The organism is Luteimonas sp. A611 (assembly GCF_054072715.1).
On sequence record NZ_JBSVRP010000002.1, the window covers coordinates 251,823 to 268,392 of the forward strand.

Below are 16,570 nucleotides of genomic sequence, written 5' to 3' on the forward strand. Positions count from 1 at the left end.
GCACACTTGGGAGCGGGCCGCCTATTGTAAGCGGCTTTGCCGGACATGGCCCGCGGTTGCCCCGTCGGCCCGACACACCCGCCGGCCCTCCGCGCAGGGGCGGCTTCAGCCGCGACCGGGCCAGTCGTCCACGCCCCCGCCCTCAGCCCTCGCCGGAGCCACCCGGCTGCACCGCATCCATTTCCTGCAGCGCCGACAGCAGCGCATCGGGCGGCAAATAGCCCGGCATCGCCACGCCGCTGGCAGTGACGATCATCGGGGTGCCGGTCAGGCCCACGCGCTGGCCCAGATCGTAATGGCGCGCCACCGGGTTCTCGCAGCTGGCCTCGGGCACCTTGCGGCCGTCCTTGGCGTCGGTCAGCGCCTTGCGACGATCCTTCGCGCACCAGACCGACACCATCAGGCGATAGTCCGGGGTATCGATCCCCATACGCGGGAAGGCCAGGTATTCGATGGCGATGCCGCGCTTGTTGTACTCGGCGATGTCCTTGTGCAGGCGGCGGCAGTAGCCGCACTCCACGTCGGTGAACACGCTGACGGTGTACTTCGGGCTGGGCGGCGCGAAGACGATGCGTTCGCTGGCCGGCACCGCCGCCACCAGGCGGCGCCGCACCTCGGCCACGCCGGCCTGGCTGACGTCGCGCTTGGCCTCGATGTCGTACAGGCTGCCCTGCAGCAGGTACTTGCCGTCATCGCTCACGTACAGCGCCTGGCCGCCGACGATCACTTCCTGGAAACCGTCCAGCGGTGCGGTCGCGATCGCGTCGATCCGGATCTCCGGGTTGATTGCCAGGATCGCCTGGCGGGCGCGGTCTTCCGGCGTGCCCGGCCTGGTCTGGACCTCTTCGACGGCGACGGTATCTGCGCCCGTCGCCTCCCCGTCCGGGCCTTCGTCCGGCGCCTGCGCGCAGGCGGACAGGCTGGCGGCACACAGGGCGGACAACAGCAGGCTTCGCATCACGGACATGGGCTCGGCGCGGGGCGCATTCGCGGAAAGCGTGAATTGTCGCACGCCGTGTCGCGGCGCCCGCGCGGGCGCCGCCGACCGGTACGGGCGGGTTCAACCGCGCCGGCGTTCAGTCCCGCGCAAGCGCCTGGGCGTGAACGCCCGCGACTGCGCGCCCCGAGGGATCGGCCATCGCCGCGAAGCTCGCGTCCCAGGCGATCGCCGCGGGCGACGAGCAGGCGATCGACTTGCCGCCGGGCACCGTTTCGGCACAGGCCGCGCCGGGATAGAACTGCTCGAAGAGCGTGCGGTAGAAGTGCGCCTCCTTGGTCTGCGGCGGGTTGACCGGGAAGCGGCGGCTGGCGGCGGCGAGCTCACGGTCACTCACCTGCGCTTCGGCGTGCGCCTTGAGTGCGTCGATCCAGCCGTAGCCCACGCCGTCGCTGAACTGCTCCTTCTGGCGCCACAGGATCGCGTCGGGCAGGTAACCCTCGAAAGCCGCGCGCAGCACGCCCTTCTCCATCCGCTGTGGGCCCTGCGCGCCGCGGTCGATCATCTTGTGGGTCGCGTCCATGCGCATGGCCACGTCCATGAACTCGCGGTCCAGGAACGGCACGCGCGGCTCCACGCCCCAGGCCATCATCGACTTGTTGGCGCGCAGGCAGTCGTAGTTGTGCAGCGCGTCGATCTTGCGCACCAGCTCCTCGTGGAACTCGCGGGCGTTGGGCGCCTTGTGGAAGTACAGGTAGCCACCGAAGATCTCGTCGCTGCCCTCGCCGGACAGCACCATCTTCACTCCCATCGCCTTGATCCGCCGCGCCAGCAGGTACATCGGCGTGGAGGCGCGGATGGTGGTGACGTCGTAGGTCTCGATGTGGCGGACCACCTCCGGCAGCGCATCCAGCCCTTCCTGCAGGGTGTAGGTGAAGCCGTGGTGCACGGTGCCCAGCATCTCCGCCGCCACTTCGGCGGCGGCAAGATCCGGCGAACCGTCCAGCCCGATCGCGAACGAGTGCAGGCGCGGCCACCAGGCTTCGCTGGCGTCGTTGTCCTCCACGCGATGGCGCGCATAGCGCGCGGCGACCGCAGCCACCAGCGAAGAGTCGAGCCCGCCGGAAAGCAGCACGCCATAGGGCACGTCGGTCATCAGCTGGCGATGCACCGCGGCCTCGAACGCCTCGCGCAGCTCCTGCAGCTCCACCTGCACGCCTTCGACCGCCGCATAGTCGCGCCACGGGCGCTCGTAGTAGCGGTGCAGCGCGCCTTCGGGCCGGCCATCCGCGCCGTCGGCCGACCACTCGTACCAGTGCCCCGGCGGGAACTGGGCGACGTCCGCGCAGATGGGCGCCAGCGCCTTCATCTCCGAGGCCACGCACAGACGTCCTTCGCGGTCATGGCCCCAGTACAGCGGCACCACGCCGATCGGATCGCGCGCGATCAGCACGCGCCCGCGCTGCGCATCCCACAGGGCGAAGGCGAAGATGCCGTTGAGGCGGTTGAGGAAGGATCCCGGGCTGTCCTCGCGGTACAGCGCGTTGATCACCTCGCAGTCCGATCCGGTCTGGAAGTCGTAGTCCTGCTGGAGTCCGGCCTTGAGCTCGCGGTGGTTGTAGATTTCGCCATTGACCGCGAGCACCTGCGCGCCATCGGCCGATCGCAGCGGCTGCGAGCCGCCGGCCGGGTCGACGATCGCCAGGCGCTCGTGCACCAGGATCGCGCCGTCGTCGTGATGGATGCCGCTCCAGTCCGGGCCGCGGTGGCGCTGGCGCTGGGACAGTTCCAGCGACTGCCGGCGCAGGGCCGCGATGTCGTCGCCGGGCTGCAGCCCGAAGATGCCGAAGATCGAACACATGGGGGGGACGCTCCTGGAGAAGAGAAGGCCGGGCCTGGTCCCGATACGAAAAAAGCCCGCATCCTGCGATGCGGGCTTTTGCGTTCCGGGCGAGGCCCCGGAGGGATCTACGCCTGGCTGCAGCCCGCTGCGCGCACACGATTGTTCGCCGCATTGGAATTGCGGTTGCGAACCTGCGCGTTGCGGAAGGACTGCGTTGCCATGTGGCGACCGTAAAGGACGCTTTCGCGGTTTGCAACGGTTGCAGACACAACCGTCACCAGGCCGCCGGAATACTGCCGGGCGCGCTGGCCGGGGGCCTGCGGACACAGTCAAGGGGCGACCATACGTGAACGACACCATGCAGCGGCTTTCCCGCACCTCGCAGATCATCGCCATGTTCGCGCGCTATCGGCGCGCCGGCATCATGACCGGCCTGGACCTGGGAGACGCGCGCGACGAGGAAGCGGCCGACGGCGAGACCGATGCGCTCGCCGAGCGCTTCGTCAACGACCTCGAGGCCATGGGACCGGCCTTCGTCAAGCTGGGCCAGGCGCTGTCGACGCGTCCGGACCTGGTGCCGGCAAGCTGGCTGGCCGCGCTCGAGCGCATCCAGGACGACGCCACGCCCGCGCAGGTCGGGGACATCGAGGTTTTGCTCGAGAACGAGCTCGGCGTGCGCGCGAGCAAGGTGTTCGCCGAGATCGATCCCAAGCCGATGGCGGCCGCCTCGCTCGCGCAGGTGCATCGTGCGGTCCTCCACGACGGCCGCGTGGTCGCACTGAAGATCCAGCGTCCCGACGTGGCGACATCGGTACGCAGCGACCTGGACGTGCTGGCGCAGCTGGCGGGTACCGCCGACACGCTGACCGATGCCGGTCGCCGCCTGCGCCTGGCCGACTGGATCGCCGAGTTCCGCAAGGCGATGCTCAACGAGCTCGACTACCGGATCGAAGCGGAGAACCTGGACCGCTTCGGCCGCCACCTGTCCGCCTACCCGCTGCTGCGGGTTCCCAAGCCGCTGTGGGACTACGTGACCCCGCGGCTGCTGGTGATGGACTGGATCGAGGGCATCAACGTCACTCGCATCACCGGCCTGCGCCGCACCGAGCTCGACACCGCGCCGGCCACCAGCCAGCTGCTGCGGGCCTACCTCGACCAGGTGTTCGTGCACGGCGACATCCACGCCGACCCGCACCCGGGCAACGTGCTGCTGGGCCCCGACGGGCGCATCGCGCTGATCGACCTGGGCATGGTGGCCACCATTCCGCCGCGCCAGCGCGAACACCTGCTCAAGCTGGTGTTCGCGGCCGTCGACGGTCGCGGCGAGGACGTGGCGCGCCAGCTCGTGGTGCTCGGCACGCGGCTGGAGGACTTCGACGAAGGCGCATACGTGCGCGAAATATCGCAGGCGGTGGCGCGCTATGCCAACGCCACCCGGCGCGCGTCGGAAGGCAGGATGGTGCTGGACCTGGTGCGCCGCGCCACCGAGTGCGGGCTGCGCACGCCTCCGGAGATCAGCCTGCTGGGCAAGACCCTGCTCAACCTCGAGCGCGTGGTGGAGACGCTCGCACCGGAGCTGGACGTCCGCGAGCAGATCGAATCGCACCTGCAGTCGCTGATGCGCGACCGTCTGCGCAAGGCGCTGTCGCCGGCCAACCTGGCGACCGAGGCGCTGGAACTGCAGGAGCTGGTGCGCGACGCGCCGCGCAAGATCTCCGACACGCTGTCGCTGCTGGCGTCGAACCGGATGCAGGTGCGCCTGGCGGGGCTCGACGACTCCCGGCTGATGGAGAACCTGCAGAAGATCGCCAACCGGATCGCCTCGTCGGTGGTGATCGCGGCCCTGTTGCTGTCGTCCACGCAGCTGATGCGGCTGGACGTGGGCCCGAGCATGTGGGGCTACCCGGCGCTGGCGGTGGTGATGTTCGTGATTGCCGCGGTGCTTGCGGTGATGCTGGTGATCAGCGCCATGCGCTACGACCGGCGCGCGCGCCCCGTCGAGCGAACGGGGGCGGAGTAGAGCCGCGCCGTACGTACCACGGCGCCCCTGCAGGAGCAGCTTCAGCCGCGACCCGGGACGCGACGCAAGCGATCGCGGCTGGAGTCGCTCCTACACAGGCGGGGTTTCGGGCAGGAGGCGTTCGATCAGGGCGAGGTAGAGGTCGGGCAGCGCTTCGAGGTCGGACACGCGCACGTGTTCGTCGACCTGGTGGATGCTGGCGTTGACCGGACCGACTTCGATGCACTGCGCGCCGAGCGGCGCAATGAAACGGGCGTCGGAGGTGCCGCCGCCGGTGCTCTCTTCGGGCATGGTGCCGGCGAACTGCGCCAGCACCTCGCGCGCCGCGGCGCGCAGCGGGCCTTCGGGCGTATGGAAGGGCTCGCCGCTGCGATGCCAGTGCAGCGTGTAGTCCAGGTCATGGCCGTCCAGCAGGGCCGAGACCTCGGCCTCCAGCGCAGCGGCATCCCAGTGCGGGTTGTAGCGCAGGTTGAACAGCACCCGCAGTTCGCCCGGGATGACGTTGCCCGCCCCGGTGCCGGCGTTGATGTTGGAGATCTGCAGGCTGGTGGGCGGGAAGCTTTCATAGCCCTCGTCCCAGGCGCGCGCGGCCAACTCGGCGAGCGCGGGCCCCGCGGCGTGGATCGGGTTGCGCGCCTTCTCCGGGTAGGCGACGTGGCCCTGCACACCGTGCACGGTGAGCGTGGCCGACAGGCTGCCGCGGCGGCCGACGCGCAGCAGGTCGCCCAGGCGCGCGGTCGAGGACGGCTCGCCGGTGATGCACCAGTCGATGCGGGTACCGCGCTCGCGGAACACCTGCGCCACGCGGCGCACGCCATCGATCGCGTCGCCCTCCTCGTCCGAGGTCAGCAGCAGGGCGATGGTGCCCGGATGGTCCGGATGCTCGATCACGAAGCGCTCGAGCGCGATCACGAACGCAGCGACGCTGCCCTTCATGTCGGCGGCGCCGCGTCCGTACAGCACGCCGTCGCGCACCGTGGGCACGAAGGGATCGCTGCGCCATGCCTCCGCCGGGCCGGGCGGCACCACGTCGGTATGGCCCAGCAGCACCAGCATCGGGCCTGCGCTGCCGTGCATGGCCCAGAGGTTGTCGACCTCGCCCAGGCGCATGTGCTCGATGGCGAAGCCGGCGCGGGCGAGGCGCGCGGCGATGAGCGCCTGGCAGCCGGCGTCGTCGGGCGTTACCGACGGTCGCGCGATCAGCGCGCTGGCAAGTTCGAGCACCTCGCTCACGTGGTCATGCCTCCGATCCCGAAACGCTGCTTGAAACCGTTGTCGGTAAAGCCCTGCGTGACCTGGCCATCTTCGGTCACCACCACCGGACGCCGGATCAGCTGCGGATACTCGCGCAGCAGCAGCTTCCATTCCGCATCGCTGGCCGCGGCCTTGCGGTTGTCGGGCAGCTGCCGCCAGGTGGTCGAGGACTTGTTGACCATGGCGGCAAAACCGCCCAGCTTCCCGGCCCACTCGACCAGGGTGTCCGGCGTCGGCTTGCTGTCGCGATAGTCGACGAAGGCATGCGCGACTCCGAAACGGTCCAGCCATTTCGTCGCCTTCCGGCAGGTGTCGCAGTTCCTCAGTCCGTACAGCGTGGTCATGCATCCATCCCTCAATCCGATCCATGTAGAAGCGGCTTCAGCCGCGATCCGCCGCATCCTCGATCGCGGCTGAAGCCGCTCCCCCCACTCCGTGGAGAGTCGGCTCCATCTACGCCCCGCCGCATCCTCGATCGCGGCTGAAGCCGCTCCTACAACAGCCAAAGGTGCACCGCTCGCAGAACGATCAGTCCGCCAGGCCGCGCAGCAGGTCGTTGACGCTGGTCTTGCTGCGGGTCTTCTCGTCGACCTGCTTGACGATCACCGCGCAGTACAGCGAGTGGGAGCCGTCCTTCGCCGGCAGCGAGCCCGACACCACCACGCTCCCCGGCGGCACGTAGCCGTAGCTGACTTCGCCGGTGGCGCGGTTGTAGATGCGCGTGGACTGGCCGATGAACACGCCCATGCCGATCACGCTGTGGTGGCCGACCACCACGCCCTCCACCACTTCGGAGCGCGCGCCGATGAAGCAGTGGTCCTCGATGATGGTCGGGCTGGCCTGCAGCGGCTCGAGCACGCCGCCGATGCCGGCGCCACCGGACAGGTGCACGTGCCTGCCGATCTGTGCGCACGAGCCGACCGTCGCCCAGGTATCCACCATCGTGCCCTCGCCGACGTACGCACCGATGTTGACGAAGCTCGGCATCAGCACCACGTCGCGGCCCAGGTACGTGCCGCGGCGCGCGACCGCACCCGGCACCACGCGCACGCCCATGGCCTTGAACCGCTCCGCGTCGAAGCCGGCGAAGCGCGCTTCGACCTTGTCCCAGTACGGCGCCGGCTGCGCGTCGACCACGGCCATGTCGTTGACCCGGAAGTACAGCAATACCGCCTTCTTCAGCCACTCGTTGACCCGCCAGCCGCCTTCTGCCGCTGGTTCGGCCACGCGCAGCTCGCCGCTTTCCAGCCCCTGGATCGCCGCCTCCACCGCGGGCCTGACCACGTCGCCGGTCTCCTCGGCGGTCAGCGTGGTGCGACGCTCCCAGGCGTCCTCGATGGTGCGCTGGACGCCGCTTGCCTGTGCCGCTGGGGTCATGCCGTGGTTTCTCCGTCGATGCCGAGTTGGAGCGCGCCCCGCAGGGCGTCGCGCTGGATGTCGTCGAGTGCGCGGTCTTCGCGGTCGCTGACCAGGAACACGTCCTCGGCGCGCGCGCCGAAGGTGGCGATGCGTGCATCGTGCACGCGGATGTGCTGCTGGCGCAGGACCTGGGCGATGTCGGCCAGCAGCCCGGGGCGGTCGGTGCAGACCAGGCTCATCACGGTGCGGCGGCCATCGGCGGTGGTGTCGAAGTCGATCTGCGGCACCACCCGGAAATGGCGCAGGTGCCGCGGCTGTGCGCGCCGCGCCGGGCGCACGTCGAGCGACCCGGCCAGCACGGTGGCCAGCTTGCGATCGATGGCACCGATGTCGGGCGCCTGGCGCTGGTCGATCGACAGCACCTGGAAGGTGTCGAAGATGGTCCGCTGCGGCCCATCCAGCGCGCGCGCCTGCTGGATCGCAAGGCCCATGCGGTCGAGGGTGATCACGATCGCGGCGAACAGGCCGTCGCGGTCGGGCGCGTGCACGAACACCTCCAACGCATCGCCCGCGCCCGCCACGCGTCGCACGCGCACCACGGTCGCGCCGGGACCGGCGTCGCGCAGCGCCAGCGCCTGCCACACGACCTGGTCGGCGCGCGCGCGCAGGAAGCCGGTGTCGGGCATGCGCGCGAACAACGCGTCGATCCCGTCCACGCCCTCGGCGACCAGCAGGCCGCGGGACTTGTCGCGCGTTTCGGCGATGCGGTCGGCGGCGCCGACGCGGTGCTCCAGCCCACGCCGCAGCGCATAGCGCGTGGCGGTCCTCAGGTCGGCCAGCAGCCGGTCCTTCCATGCGTTCCACAGCTGCGGCGAGGTGCCGGCGATGTCGGCGCATGTGAGCAGGTACAGGTAGTCCAGGCGCTCGCGGTCGGCGACCTCGACCGCGAAGCGGTGGATCACCGCCGGATCGGAGATGTCCTGCTTCTGCGCGGTTACCGACATCAGCAGGTGCTTGAGCACCAGCCACTCGACCAGCGCGGTGTCGACGGCGCCGTAGCCGTGCGCCTGGCAGAAGACACGCGCGTCGACCGCGCCGAGTTCGGAATGGTCGCCGCCACGGCCCTTGGCGATGTCGTGGAACAGCCCCGCGACGAGCAGCAACTCGGGCTTGCGCAGGTGCGGCCAGACCTCGTGCGCCATCGAGAAACGCTCGTCGGGGATGCCGGTGGAGAACGACGCCAGGTTGCGCAGCACCGCCAGCGTGTGCTGGTCGACCGTGTACACGTGGAACAGGTCGAACTGCATGCGCCCGGACACCTGCGCGAAGGCCGGGATCCAGCGGCCCAGCACGCCCAGCCGGGCCATGCGCTCGAGCGTGCGCACCGGGCCGGGGCCGCGCAGCAGCGAGATGAAGGCTTCGCGCATATCCGCAAGCGCCACGTCGTACGCGGGCAGCGCGTGCAACGATTCGGCCAGTGCGCGGGCGGTCCTGGAATGCAGCCCCTTGGCCTCGGGATGGTCGGCCCACAGCGCGAACAGCGACAGTACCCGCGACATGTCGCCACCCGGCCAGAACTCGTCGCGGGCGACCAGGTAGCCGCGCTTCATCGCGAACTCCGCGTCCAGCGGCACCGCCTCGACGTCGCCCTCGATCTGCTCTTCGTAGCGCTGCAGCAGGCGTTCGCCGATGCGCAGCAGGATCGCGGCGCTGCGGTAGAAGCCCTGCATCATCCGCTCGACCGCGGCATTGTCGGCGTCGTCCAGGTGCTGCAGGCGCGCGGCCAGCGTCTTCTGGTAGTCGAAGCGCAGCCGCTCCTCGCGCTTGCCGGCCGCCAGGTGCAGGCCGTAGCGCAGCCGGGACAGCAGGCGCCACTCGCGTTCCAGCGCGGAGTATTCGTCCAGGCCCAGGTGGCCGAGCGGGATCAGCGATTCGATGTCGCGGGTACCGAACACGCGCCGCGCCATCCAGCGCAGGGTGTGGATGTCGCGCAGGCCGCCGGGGCCTTCCTTGATGTTGGGCTCGAGGTTGTCGGCGGTGTCGCCGAAGCGCGCATGGCGCTGGCGCAGTTCCTCGCGCTTGGCGTAGAAGAATTCGCGCGACGGCCAGACCCGTTCGACCGACACCGCCTCTTCCAGGCGCGCGGCCATCTCCGGCGTCGCCACCAGCGGCCGTGCCTCGATCAGCGAAGTCATGACGGTGATGTCGTCGGCCGACGCCTGGGTACATTCGGCCAGCGTGCGCACGGCGTGGCCGACCGGCAGGCCGGCGTCCCACAGCAGGGCGAACAGGCGCGACAGGGCGGCGGTATCGGCCTCGCAGGCGTCGTCGCCGACCAGCACCAGCAGGTCGATATCCGAACGCGGGAACAGCTCGCCGCGGCCGTAGCCACCGACCGCGAACAGGGTCAGCGCCGCATCCGCCGGCACGGTGCGCGACCAGGCCTGGCGCACCAGTCCGTCGACCGCGATCACGCGCGCCAGCAGCAGGCGCTCGATGTCATCATCCGCATCGAAGCGCAGGGCGAAGCCGGCGTCCTGCGCGCGCAGGTTCTCGGCGGCCAGCGCGGCCCAGGCCGCGTCGTCGTCGCCAGCCGTCGTGTCCACGTCAGCCACCGGCGACGGCCGCAGGCGCCGGACGTGCTCGGCCGACGACGCAGCCGCCGTGGGCCAGTGCGCGGATGCGGTCGGGAGCGGCGTATGGCATCGGCATCGCCCTACAGGTCGTTGTCGTCGCCGGGCAGTCGGGTCAGGATCTCGACGCCGTCGGCGGTCACCAGCACGGTGTGCTCCCACTGCGCCGAAAGCTTGCGGTCCTTGGTCACCACGGTCCAGCCGTCCGGCAGCAGCCGGGTGAAGCGCGTTCCTTCATTGATCATCGGTTCGATCGTGAAGGTCATGCCGGGCTGGAACACCAGCCCCTCGCCGGGCCGTCCGTAATGCAGCACCTGCGGGTCCTCGTGGTAGACCTTGCCGATGCCGTGGCCGCAGTACTCGCGTACCACGCTGAAGCGTTCGCCTTCGGCATATTCCTGGATCGCATGGCCGACATCGCCCAGCGTCGCCCCCGGCCGGACCGCGCGGATTCCGCGGAACAGCGCCTCGCGCGTGGTGTCCACCAGGCGGCGCGCCATCACCGAGGGCGTGCCCACGTAGTACATGCGGCTGGTGTCGCCGTGCCAGCCGTCCTTGATGACGGTGACGTCGATGTTGATGATGTCGCCGTCCTTGAGCACCTTGGCTTCGCCGGGAATGCCGTGGCAGATGACGTTGTTGGCCGAGATGCACGTCGTCTTCGGATAGCCCTTGTAGCCCAGGTTGGCCGGGGTCGCCTTCTGCACGTTGACGATGTGGTCGTGGCAGATGCGGTCGAGCTCGTCGGTATTGACGCCGGGCCTCACGTGGGGCGCGACGACCTGCAGCACCTCGGCCGCCAGCCGCCCGGCCACGCGCATCTTCTCGATCTGCTCGGGGGTCTTGAGGGAAATGGTCATGCGCCCATTATCGCCGAGCCCGGCGCGCTCTGCCCGGGTGGCGGCCTGGCCGGCGCGCCTGGCGGCGGCCCCGCGGCCGCCCGCCGCCCGGGATCCGACGCGTGGCGGCCTGCCCCGGTTTGCCTGCGCCGCGGCTCCGGGCTATGATCGCCGGGTTGTGCCTGGCTCTCCTGCCAGGCCGCCGCCCACGCCGGGCGTGGCGTCACCTCGACGCAGGCGAATACACACCCGCTGCAGACACCCGTGCCGGGGTGTCCCCGGTCCGCAAGGAACGGGGATCTGGCCACGGAGGCAGCGGGGAGGCCCAACCCCGGAACCACGCGTCCCGCGCCCCGCGCAGGCCGCACCGCCCTTCACAGAACCGGGCGGCGGTTCCCTTTCAGGAGTTCGAAGCAATGCCCCAGATCACCATGCGCCAGATGCTGGAAGCCGGCGTCCATTTCGGCCACCAGACGCGCTACTGGAACCCGAAGATGGCGCCTTACATCTTCGGTGCCCGCGGCAAGATCCACATCATCAACCTCGAGAAGACGGTTCCGCTGTTCAACGACGCGATGAACTTCATCTCGGGCATCGCCCAGAAGCGCGGCATCATCCTGTTCGTCGGCACCAAGCGCAGCGCGCGCGACCCGATCAAGGAAGAGGCCGAGCGCTGCGGCATGCCGTACATGACCCAGCGCTGGCTGGGCGGCACGCTGACCAACTTCCGCACCGTCAAGCAGTCGGTGTCGCGCCTGAAGGAACTGGAAGCGGCCGAAACCGACGGCACCTTCGAGAAGCTGGTCAAGCACGAAGTGCTGGGCCTGCGCCGCGAGCGCGACAAGCTGGAAGCTTCGCTCGGCGGCCTGAAGGACCTCAACCGCCTGCCCGACGCGCTGTTCGTGATCGACATCGGCCATGAAGACATCGCGGTCAAGGAAGCCAAGAAGCTCGGCATCCCGGTGATCGCCGTGGTCGACACCAACTACGACCCGGCCCTGGTCGACTACGCCATCCCGGGCAACGACGACGCCATCCGCGCCGTGCAGCTGTACGGCCGCGCCGCCGCCGATGCCGTGCTCGAGGGCAAGGCCGCCGCGCCGAACGCTTCCAACGTGCGCGAGGAAGAGTTCGCCGAGGGCCAAGGCAAGCCGGGCCGCCGCGCGCCCGCGAAGAAGGCTGCCGTGGCCGAGGTCGATGCGGCAGCGCCGGCTGATGCGGCAGCTCCGGCCGATGCGGCAGCGCCGGCCGAGGGCCAGGAAGCCCCGGCGCCGGACGCGACTCCGGCAGCCTGATCCGGCGGCAAACGCGACCGCGGCGCCCTGCCGCGGTCGACCGGCCGGCCGGTCACCCGCCTGCGCGAGCATGAACCGCCCGCGGCAGCGGCGTGCCGCCGGACATCTTTCGAACAAATCCGAGGTCCCCCAATGGAAATCACCGCTTCCCTGGTCAAGGAACTGCGCGAGCGCACCGGCGCCGGCATGATGGAGTGCAAGAAGGCGCTCACCGAGCACAACGGCGACGTCGACGCAGCCGCCGAAGCGCTGCGCAAGTCCGGCCTGGCCAAGGCCGACAAGAAGGCCAGCCGCATCGCCGCCGAAGGCCGCATCGTCAGCGCCCAGGACGGCGGCAAGGCCGTCCTGGTCGAGGTCAACTCCGAAACCGACTTCGTCGCCATCGACGACAACTTCAAGGGCTTCGCCGAAGCCGTCGTGCAGGCCGCGCTGGCCTCCGGCGCCGCCGATGCCGAAGCGCTCAAGGCCGCGAAGCTCGCTTCCGGCGAAACCGTCGAGGAGGCCCGCGCCGCCGTCATCGCCAAGGTCGGCGAGAACGTGCAGGTCCGCCGCGTCGCCTCCATCGACTCCGCCAACACCGTGGCCGCCTACGTCCACGGCGGCAAGATCGGCGTGCTGGTCGAGCTCAAGGGCGGCGATGCCGACCTGGCCCGCGGCCTGGCGATGCACGTCGCGGCGATGAACCCGCCGCACAACAGGCAGTCCGACGTGCCGGCCGAGTTCGTGGCCAAGGAAAAGGAAATCGAGCTGGCCAAGATGTCCGAGAAGGACCGCTCCAAGCCGGCCGAGATCCTGGAGAAGATCATCGGCGGCAAGATCGCCAAGATCGTCAACGAGGTCAGCCTGTACGGCCAGCCCTACGTGCTCGACACCGACAAGACCGTCGAGGCCGTGCTCAAGGCCGCCGGCGCCGAAGTGGTCGGCTTCCAGCGCCTGGCCGTCGGCGAGGGCATCGAGAAGGTGGTCGAGGATTACGCCGCCGAAGTGATGAAGCAGGCCGGGCTGGCGTAAGCCACCACGCCACGCCGCAACGCCGAAAGAAGCCGCGGGGAACCGCGGCTTCTTTCGTTCCGGCGCGGTTGCACTGGCGGTGGCCAGGAAAGCTCTGGGCAACTGTCATCTCAAGCGTAAACGAGAGAGGGGCCCCGCGGGCCGTTGAAACCCGCGTCCCGCCTTCGCGGCAATGGGGATCAACAGGGAGTTGTTCAGGCCTTCCCTAAGGAATCGGCCGTGGTTGCCGATAACCGGTCCGGGAATCCCTGGTCAGGTTGCGATGCACTCCGAACTTCAAGCCGTGCTGGCCCATTGTCGCAACCTGCCGTCGCCGCCTGCGATCGCGCTGCGCATCATCGACCTGGCGCAGCAGCCGGATGCCGACCTGGACGCGACGGCCGACGTCATCGCCAAGGACAGCGCGCTCAGCGCGCGCATGCTGCGCATCGCCAACTCGCCGCTGTACGCCAACCGCCGCCAGGTCGCGACCCTGGGCCAGGCGCTGACCCTGCTCGGCCTCAACGCCACGCTGAGCCTGGCCCTGGGGCTGTCGCTGAGCCGCAACCTGCGTGACGCGCAACCCGGCGACGAGCAGGGACTTCTTTGGCGGCGCAGCGTGCTGTCCGCAATGGCGGCACGCCTGCTCGGCGAGGAGGTCGGGCTGGCGCGACTCGAGGAACTGATGCTGGCCGGTCTGCTGCAGGACATCGGCGCGTTGGCTCTTCTGCAGGTCCGGCCGGATGCCTACCGCGAGCTGCTGCGCGCCGCCGAGGGTCCGGACGACCGGCTGCGCCGCGAGCGCGAAGCGCTGGGCGGCGACCACGCTGAAATCGGAGCGTGGATCGCGAACCTCTGGAACCTGCCGGGCTACCTGCACCAGGCGATCCGCGCCAGTGAATCGGCTGCAGGCGACGGCAACTGCTTCCATGACTGCATCGCCGCTTCGGGTTTCGTGGCCGACGTGTGGCTGGCGACCGACGAGCACCTCACCCGGAGTGCGCGGCAGCGCGCGATGGCCGCCACCCGCGACCGGCTGGGCCTGGACCAGGCGCGGTTCGACGTCCTGATCACCCGCATGTCGGACGCCCTGCCCGACATCGCATCCCTGTTCGACGTGCACGTCGTGCAACCGGAACATCTCGACGCCATCGTCGAGCATGCCCGCGAGCTGCTGCTCGTGCGCAACCTGCGCGAGATCCGGGGCGCCATCCAGACGCGCGGCCAGGCCGACGCCACCGACGAGCGCATGCGCGAGCTGGAGGAGCTGGCGCTGCGCGACCCGCTGACCGGCATGTACAACCGGAGCCAGCTGGAAGACATGCTGGAACGCGAGTTCGGGGCATCCGTGCAGCGCGACCAGCCCCTGAGCCTGGTGTTCATCGACCTGGACGATTTCAAGCAGATCAACGACCGGCACGGCCACCTCGTCGGCGACCAGGTGTTGAGCGAGTTCGCCCAGGTGCTGTCGCGCCTGCTGCGCAGTACCGACCTGATCGTGCGCTACGGAGGCGAGGAATTCCTGGTGATGCTGAGCAATTCCAGTACCGATGCCGCGCTGGCGGTGATCCGGCGCATCCTCGACGAGGTTTCGCGGACCTCGATGGCCATCGTCGAGGGGGCCCCGCTGTACGTGACCTTCTCGGCAGGAGTGGCCACACGGGGCGGGCAGGAACGGTTCGAAAGCGCGCGCGACCTGCTGGACGCCGCGGACCAGGCCCTGTACGGCGCCAAGCGCCAGGGCCGCAACCGGGTGACAACACGCACTCCCGACGGCACGGATTCCTGACCGGACCCCGACGCGCAAGGCCCTGGACCCAGACGCGCCACCACGGCGCGCGACCCGGCGCGCTCCATGCGGCAGCCTGGATCGGCGCCGCGAAGCCTTCGCGCATCGGCGCGATCCGCTAGAATCCACGGGTTTCCCGCCGCTGCCGAGCCCCCCATGTCGCAACTCGCCTATCGCCGCATCCTGTTGAAACTCTCCGGCGAGGCGTTGATGGGCGAGGAGGACTACGGCATCGATCCCAAGGTGATCGGCCGCCTGGCCAGCGAGGTCATCGAGGCGCAGCAGGCCGGCGCCGAGATCGGCGTGGTGGTTGGCGGCGGCAACATCTTCCGCGGCGCAGGCCTGGCGGCTGGCGGCATGGACCGGGTCACCGGCGACCAGATGGGCATGCTGGCCACCGTGATCAACGCGCTGGCCATGCAGGACGCACTGGAAAAGCTTGGCGCCCGCGCCCGGGTGATGAGCGCGATCAAGATCAACGACGTCTGCGAGGACTACATCCGCCGGCGCGCGATCCGCCACCTGGAAAAGGGCCGGATCGCGATCTTCGCCGCCGGCACCGGCAATCCCTTCTTCACCACCGACTCGGGCGCGGCCCTGCGCGCGATCGAGATCGGCGCGGACCTGCTGCTCAAGGCGACCAAGGTCGACGGCGTCTATGACAAGGACCCGAAGAAGCATCCCGACGCGGTGCGCTACGACAGCCTGACCTACGACGAGGTGATCTCGCGCGACCTGCAGGTGATGGACACCGCCGCCTTCGCCCTGTGCCGCGACAGCGACCTGCCGCTGCGGATCTTCGACATGTCCCAGCCCGGCGTGCTGCTGCGGATCCTGAAGGGCGAGCCGATCGGCACCCTGGTGCACGGGCGCCGCTAGCCTTCGTTCAACCGGGCCGGCGCCAGCGGGCGACTCCACCGTGCCCCCGCGACCTGCTGAACCACCCCGATTCCCGGCACACGACACGGCCCCGGCCGCCGCCGGCGCGCCGGCCCGCCTATAATCCCGCAATCCCGCTGCCAAAGCCCACAGCTCACCGGAGCCGGCAATGCTCAATGAAATCAAGAAAGACGCCCAGACCCGCATGGCCAAATGCGTCGACGCGCTGCGCCAGACACTGGTGAAGGTGCGCACCGGTCGCGCATCGACCGGCCTGGTCGACAGCATCCGCGTCAGCGCCTACGGCGGCGACGTGCCGCTGTCGCAGGTCGCCGCGGTGTCGGTGTCCGACTCCCGCTCGCTGATGATCCAGCCCTGGGACAAGGGCATGGTGGGCGTGATCGAGAAGGCGATCCTGTCCTCCGACCTCGGCCTGACCCCGAATACGGCCGGCACCACGATCCGGCTCAACCTGCCCTCGCTCACCGAGGAGCGCCGGCGCGAGCTGACCAAGGTGGTCCACGGCGAGGGCGAGGATGCCAAGGTGGCGATCCGCAACGTCCGCCGCGACGCGATCCAGCAGGCCAAGGAGTTGCTGAAGGACAAGTCGCTCTCCGAGGACGACCTGCGTCGCGGCGAGGACGAGATCCAGAAGCTGACCGACAAGGCGATCAAGGACGTCGACGAAGTGGTCAAGGCCAAGGAAACGGAGCTGATGTCGGTTTGACGGGA

Annotated in this window: 13 protein-coding genes; 6 read left to right on the forward strand and 7 right to left on the reverse strand. The window is 69.7% G+C overall.

The features are described from left to right. Positions 1–142: 142 nt before the first annotated feature. On the reverse strand, positions 143–967 hold the full coding sequence (locus tag ACW5EG_RS11495) for a DsbC family protein (protein WP_457021523.1): 825 nt from the start codon (positions 965–967) through the stop codon (positions 143–145). Between the two features lie 109 nt (positions 968–1,076). Continuing rightward, entirely contained in the window at positions 1,077–2,798 is a 1,722-nt protein-coding gene (asnB, locus tag ACW5EG_RS11500) for an asparagine synthase B (protein ID WP_457021525.1), read from the reverse strand. 340 nt (positions 2,799–3,138) lie between these two features. Between asnB and ACW5EG_RS11505 the strand changes: the two genes are divergently transcribed. Then, positions 3,139–4,800 (forward strand): ABC1 kinase family protein, encoded by a 1,662-nt coding sequence (locus ACW5EG_RS11505; protein WP_457018844.1) that lies wholly within the window; start codon positions 3,139–3,141, stop codon positions 4,798–4,800. A 90-nt stretch (positions 4,801–4,890) separates the two neighbouring features. Here the strand turns inward: ACW5EG_RS11505 and dapE are convergent, their stop codons facing one another. The 5 genes from dapE to map all read right to left on the reverse strand — a co-directional run bounded on the left by dapE (position 4,891) and on the right by map (position 10,906). Beyond that, positions 4,891–6,033 carry a succinyl-diaminopimelate desuccinylase gene (gene dapE, locus ACW5EG_RS11510; protein ID WP_457021527.1) on the reverse strand — a complete coding sequence of 381 codons (1,143 nt, stop codon included), beginning with the start codon at positions 6,031–6,033 and terminating at the stop codon, positions 4,891–4,893. Next, positions 6,030–6,398, reverse strand: coding sequence for a Spx/MgsR family RNA polymerase-binding regulatory protein (locus tag ACW5EG_RS11515; protein WP_457018842.1), 369 nt, complete (start codon positions 6,396–6,398; stop codon positions 6,030–6,032). The genes dapE and ACW5EG_RS11515 overlap by 4 nt, the downstream gene beginning before the upstream one ends. A 184-nt stretch (positions 6,399–6,582) precedes the next feature. Further along, complete coding sequence (gene dapD, locus ACW5EG_RS11520; RefSeq protein WP_457018841.1) at positions 6,583–7,431, reverse strand: 2,3,4,5-tetrahydropyridine-2,6-dicarboxylate N-succinyltransferase; 849 nt, start codon at positions 7,429–7,431, stop codon at positions 6,583–6,585. Next, complete coding sequence (gene glnD, locus ACW5EG_RS11525) at positions 7,428–10,028, reverse strand: [protein-PII] uridylyltransferase (protein WP_457021529.1); 2,601 nt, start codon at positions 10,026–10,028, stop codon at positions 7,428–7,430. Before glnD ends, dapD begins: the two co-directional genes overlap by 4 nt. Before the next feature lie 101 nt (positions 10,029–10,129). Beyond that, complete coding sequence (gene map / locus ACW5EG_RS11530; protein ID WP_457018839.1) at positions 10,130–10,906, reverse strand: type I methionyl aminopeptidase; 777 nt, start codon at positions 10,904–10,906, stop codon at positions 10,130–10,132. A 395-nt stretch (positions 10,907–11,301) separates the two neighbouring features. Between map and rpsB the strand changes: the two genes are divergently transcribed. The 5 genes from rpsB to frr all read left to right on the forward strand — a co-directional run bounded on the left by rpsB (position 11,302) and on the right by frr (position 16,565). After that, positions 11,302–12,180, forward strand: coding sequence for a 30S ribosomal protein S2 (gene rpsB / locus ACW5EG_RS11535; RefSeq protein WP_457021531.1), 879 nt, complete (start codon positions 11,302–11,304; stop codon positions 12,178–12,180). A gap of 132 nt (positions 12,181–12,312) precedes the next feature. Beyond that, a complete protein-coding gene (gene tsf / locus ACW5EG_RS11540) occupies positions 12,313–13,191 on the forward strand; it encodes a translation elongation factor Ts (RefSeq protein ID WP_457018837.1) in 879 nt (292 codons plus the stop codon). 262 nt (positions 13,192–13,453) lie between these two features. After that, positions 13,454–14,959 (forward strand): HDOD domain-containing protein, encoded by a 1,506-nt coding sequence (locus ACW5EG_RS11545; protein WP_457021533.1) that lies wholly within the window; start codon positions 13,454–13,456, stop codon positions 14,957–14,959. A gap of 156 nt (positions 14,960–15,115) precedes the next feature. Continuing rightward, entirely contained in the window at positions 15,116–15,838 is a 723-nt protein-coding gene (pyrH, locus tag ACW5EG_RS11550; protein WP_457018835.1) for a UMP kinase, read from the forward strand. Between the two features lie 169 nt (positions 15,839–16,007). Further along, positions 16,008–16,565, forward strand: a complete 558-nt coding sequence (gene frr, locus ACW5EG_RS11555; protein ID WP_457018834.1) for a ribosome recycling factor — start codon at positions 16,008–16,010, stop codon at positions 16,563–16,565. The last annotated feature ends 5 nt before the right edge of the window (positions 16,566–16,570 follow it).

Excerpts from the sequence above, each read along its gene's own strand:
- map (WP_457018839.1), bottom strand. The coding sequence starts at position 10,906 with ATGACCATTTCCCTCAAGACCCCCGAGCAGATCGAGAAGATGCGCGTG.
- rpsB (WP_457021531.1), top strand. The coding sequence starts at position 11,302 with ATGCCCCAGATCACCATGCGCCAGATGCTGGAAGCCGGCGTCCATTTC.
- pyrH (WP_457018835.1), top strand. The coding sequence starts at position 15,116 with ATGTCGCAACTCGCCTATCGCCGCATCCTGTTGAAACTCTCCGGCGAG.
- tsf (WP_457018837.1), top strand. The coding sequence starts at position 12,313 with ATGGAAATCACCGCTTCCCTGGTCAAGGAACTGCGCGAGCGCACCGGC.
- ACW5EG_RS11545 (WP_457021533.1), top strand. The coding sequence starts at position 13,454 with ATGCACTCCGAACTTCAAGCCGTGCTGGCCCATTGTCGCAACCTGCCG.
- dapD (WP_457018841.1), bottom strand. The coding sequence starts at position 7,431 with ATGACCCCAGCGGCACAGGCAAGCGGCGTCCAGCGCACCATCGAGGAC.
- asnB (WP_457021525.1), bottom strand. The coding sequence starts at position 2,798 with ATGTGTTCGATCTTCGGCATCTTCGGGCTGCAGCCCGGCGACGACATC.
- ACW5EG_RS11505 (WP_457018844.1), top strand. The coding sequence starts at position 3,139 with ATGCAGCGGCTTTCCCGCACCTCGCAGATCATCGCCATGTTCGCGCGC.
- ACW5EG_RS11515 (WP_457018842.1), bottom strand. The coding sequence starts at position 6,398 with ATGACCACGCTGTACGGACTGAGGAACTGCGACACCTGCCGGAAGGCG.
- frr (WP_457018834.1), top strand. The coding sequence starts at position 16,008 with ATGCTCAATGAAATCAAGAAAGACGCCCAGACCCGCATGGCCAAATGC.
- ACW5EG_RS11495 (WP_457021523.1), bottom strand. The coding sequence starts at position 967 with ATGTCCGTGATGCGAAGCCTGCTGTTGTCCGCCCTGTGTGCCGCCAGC.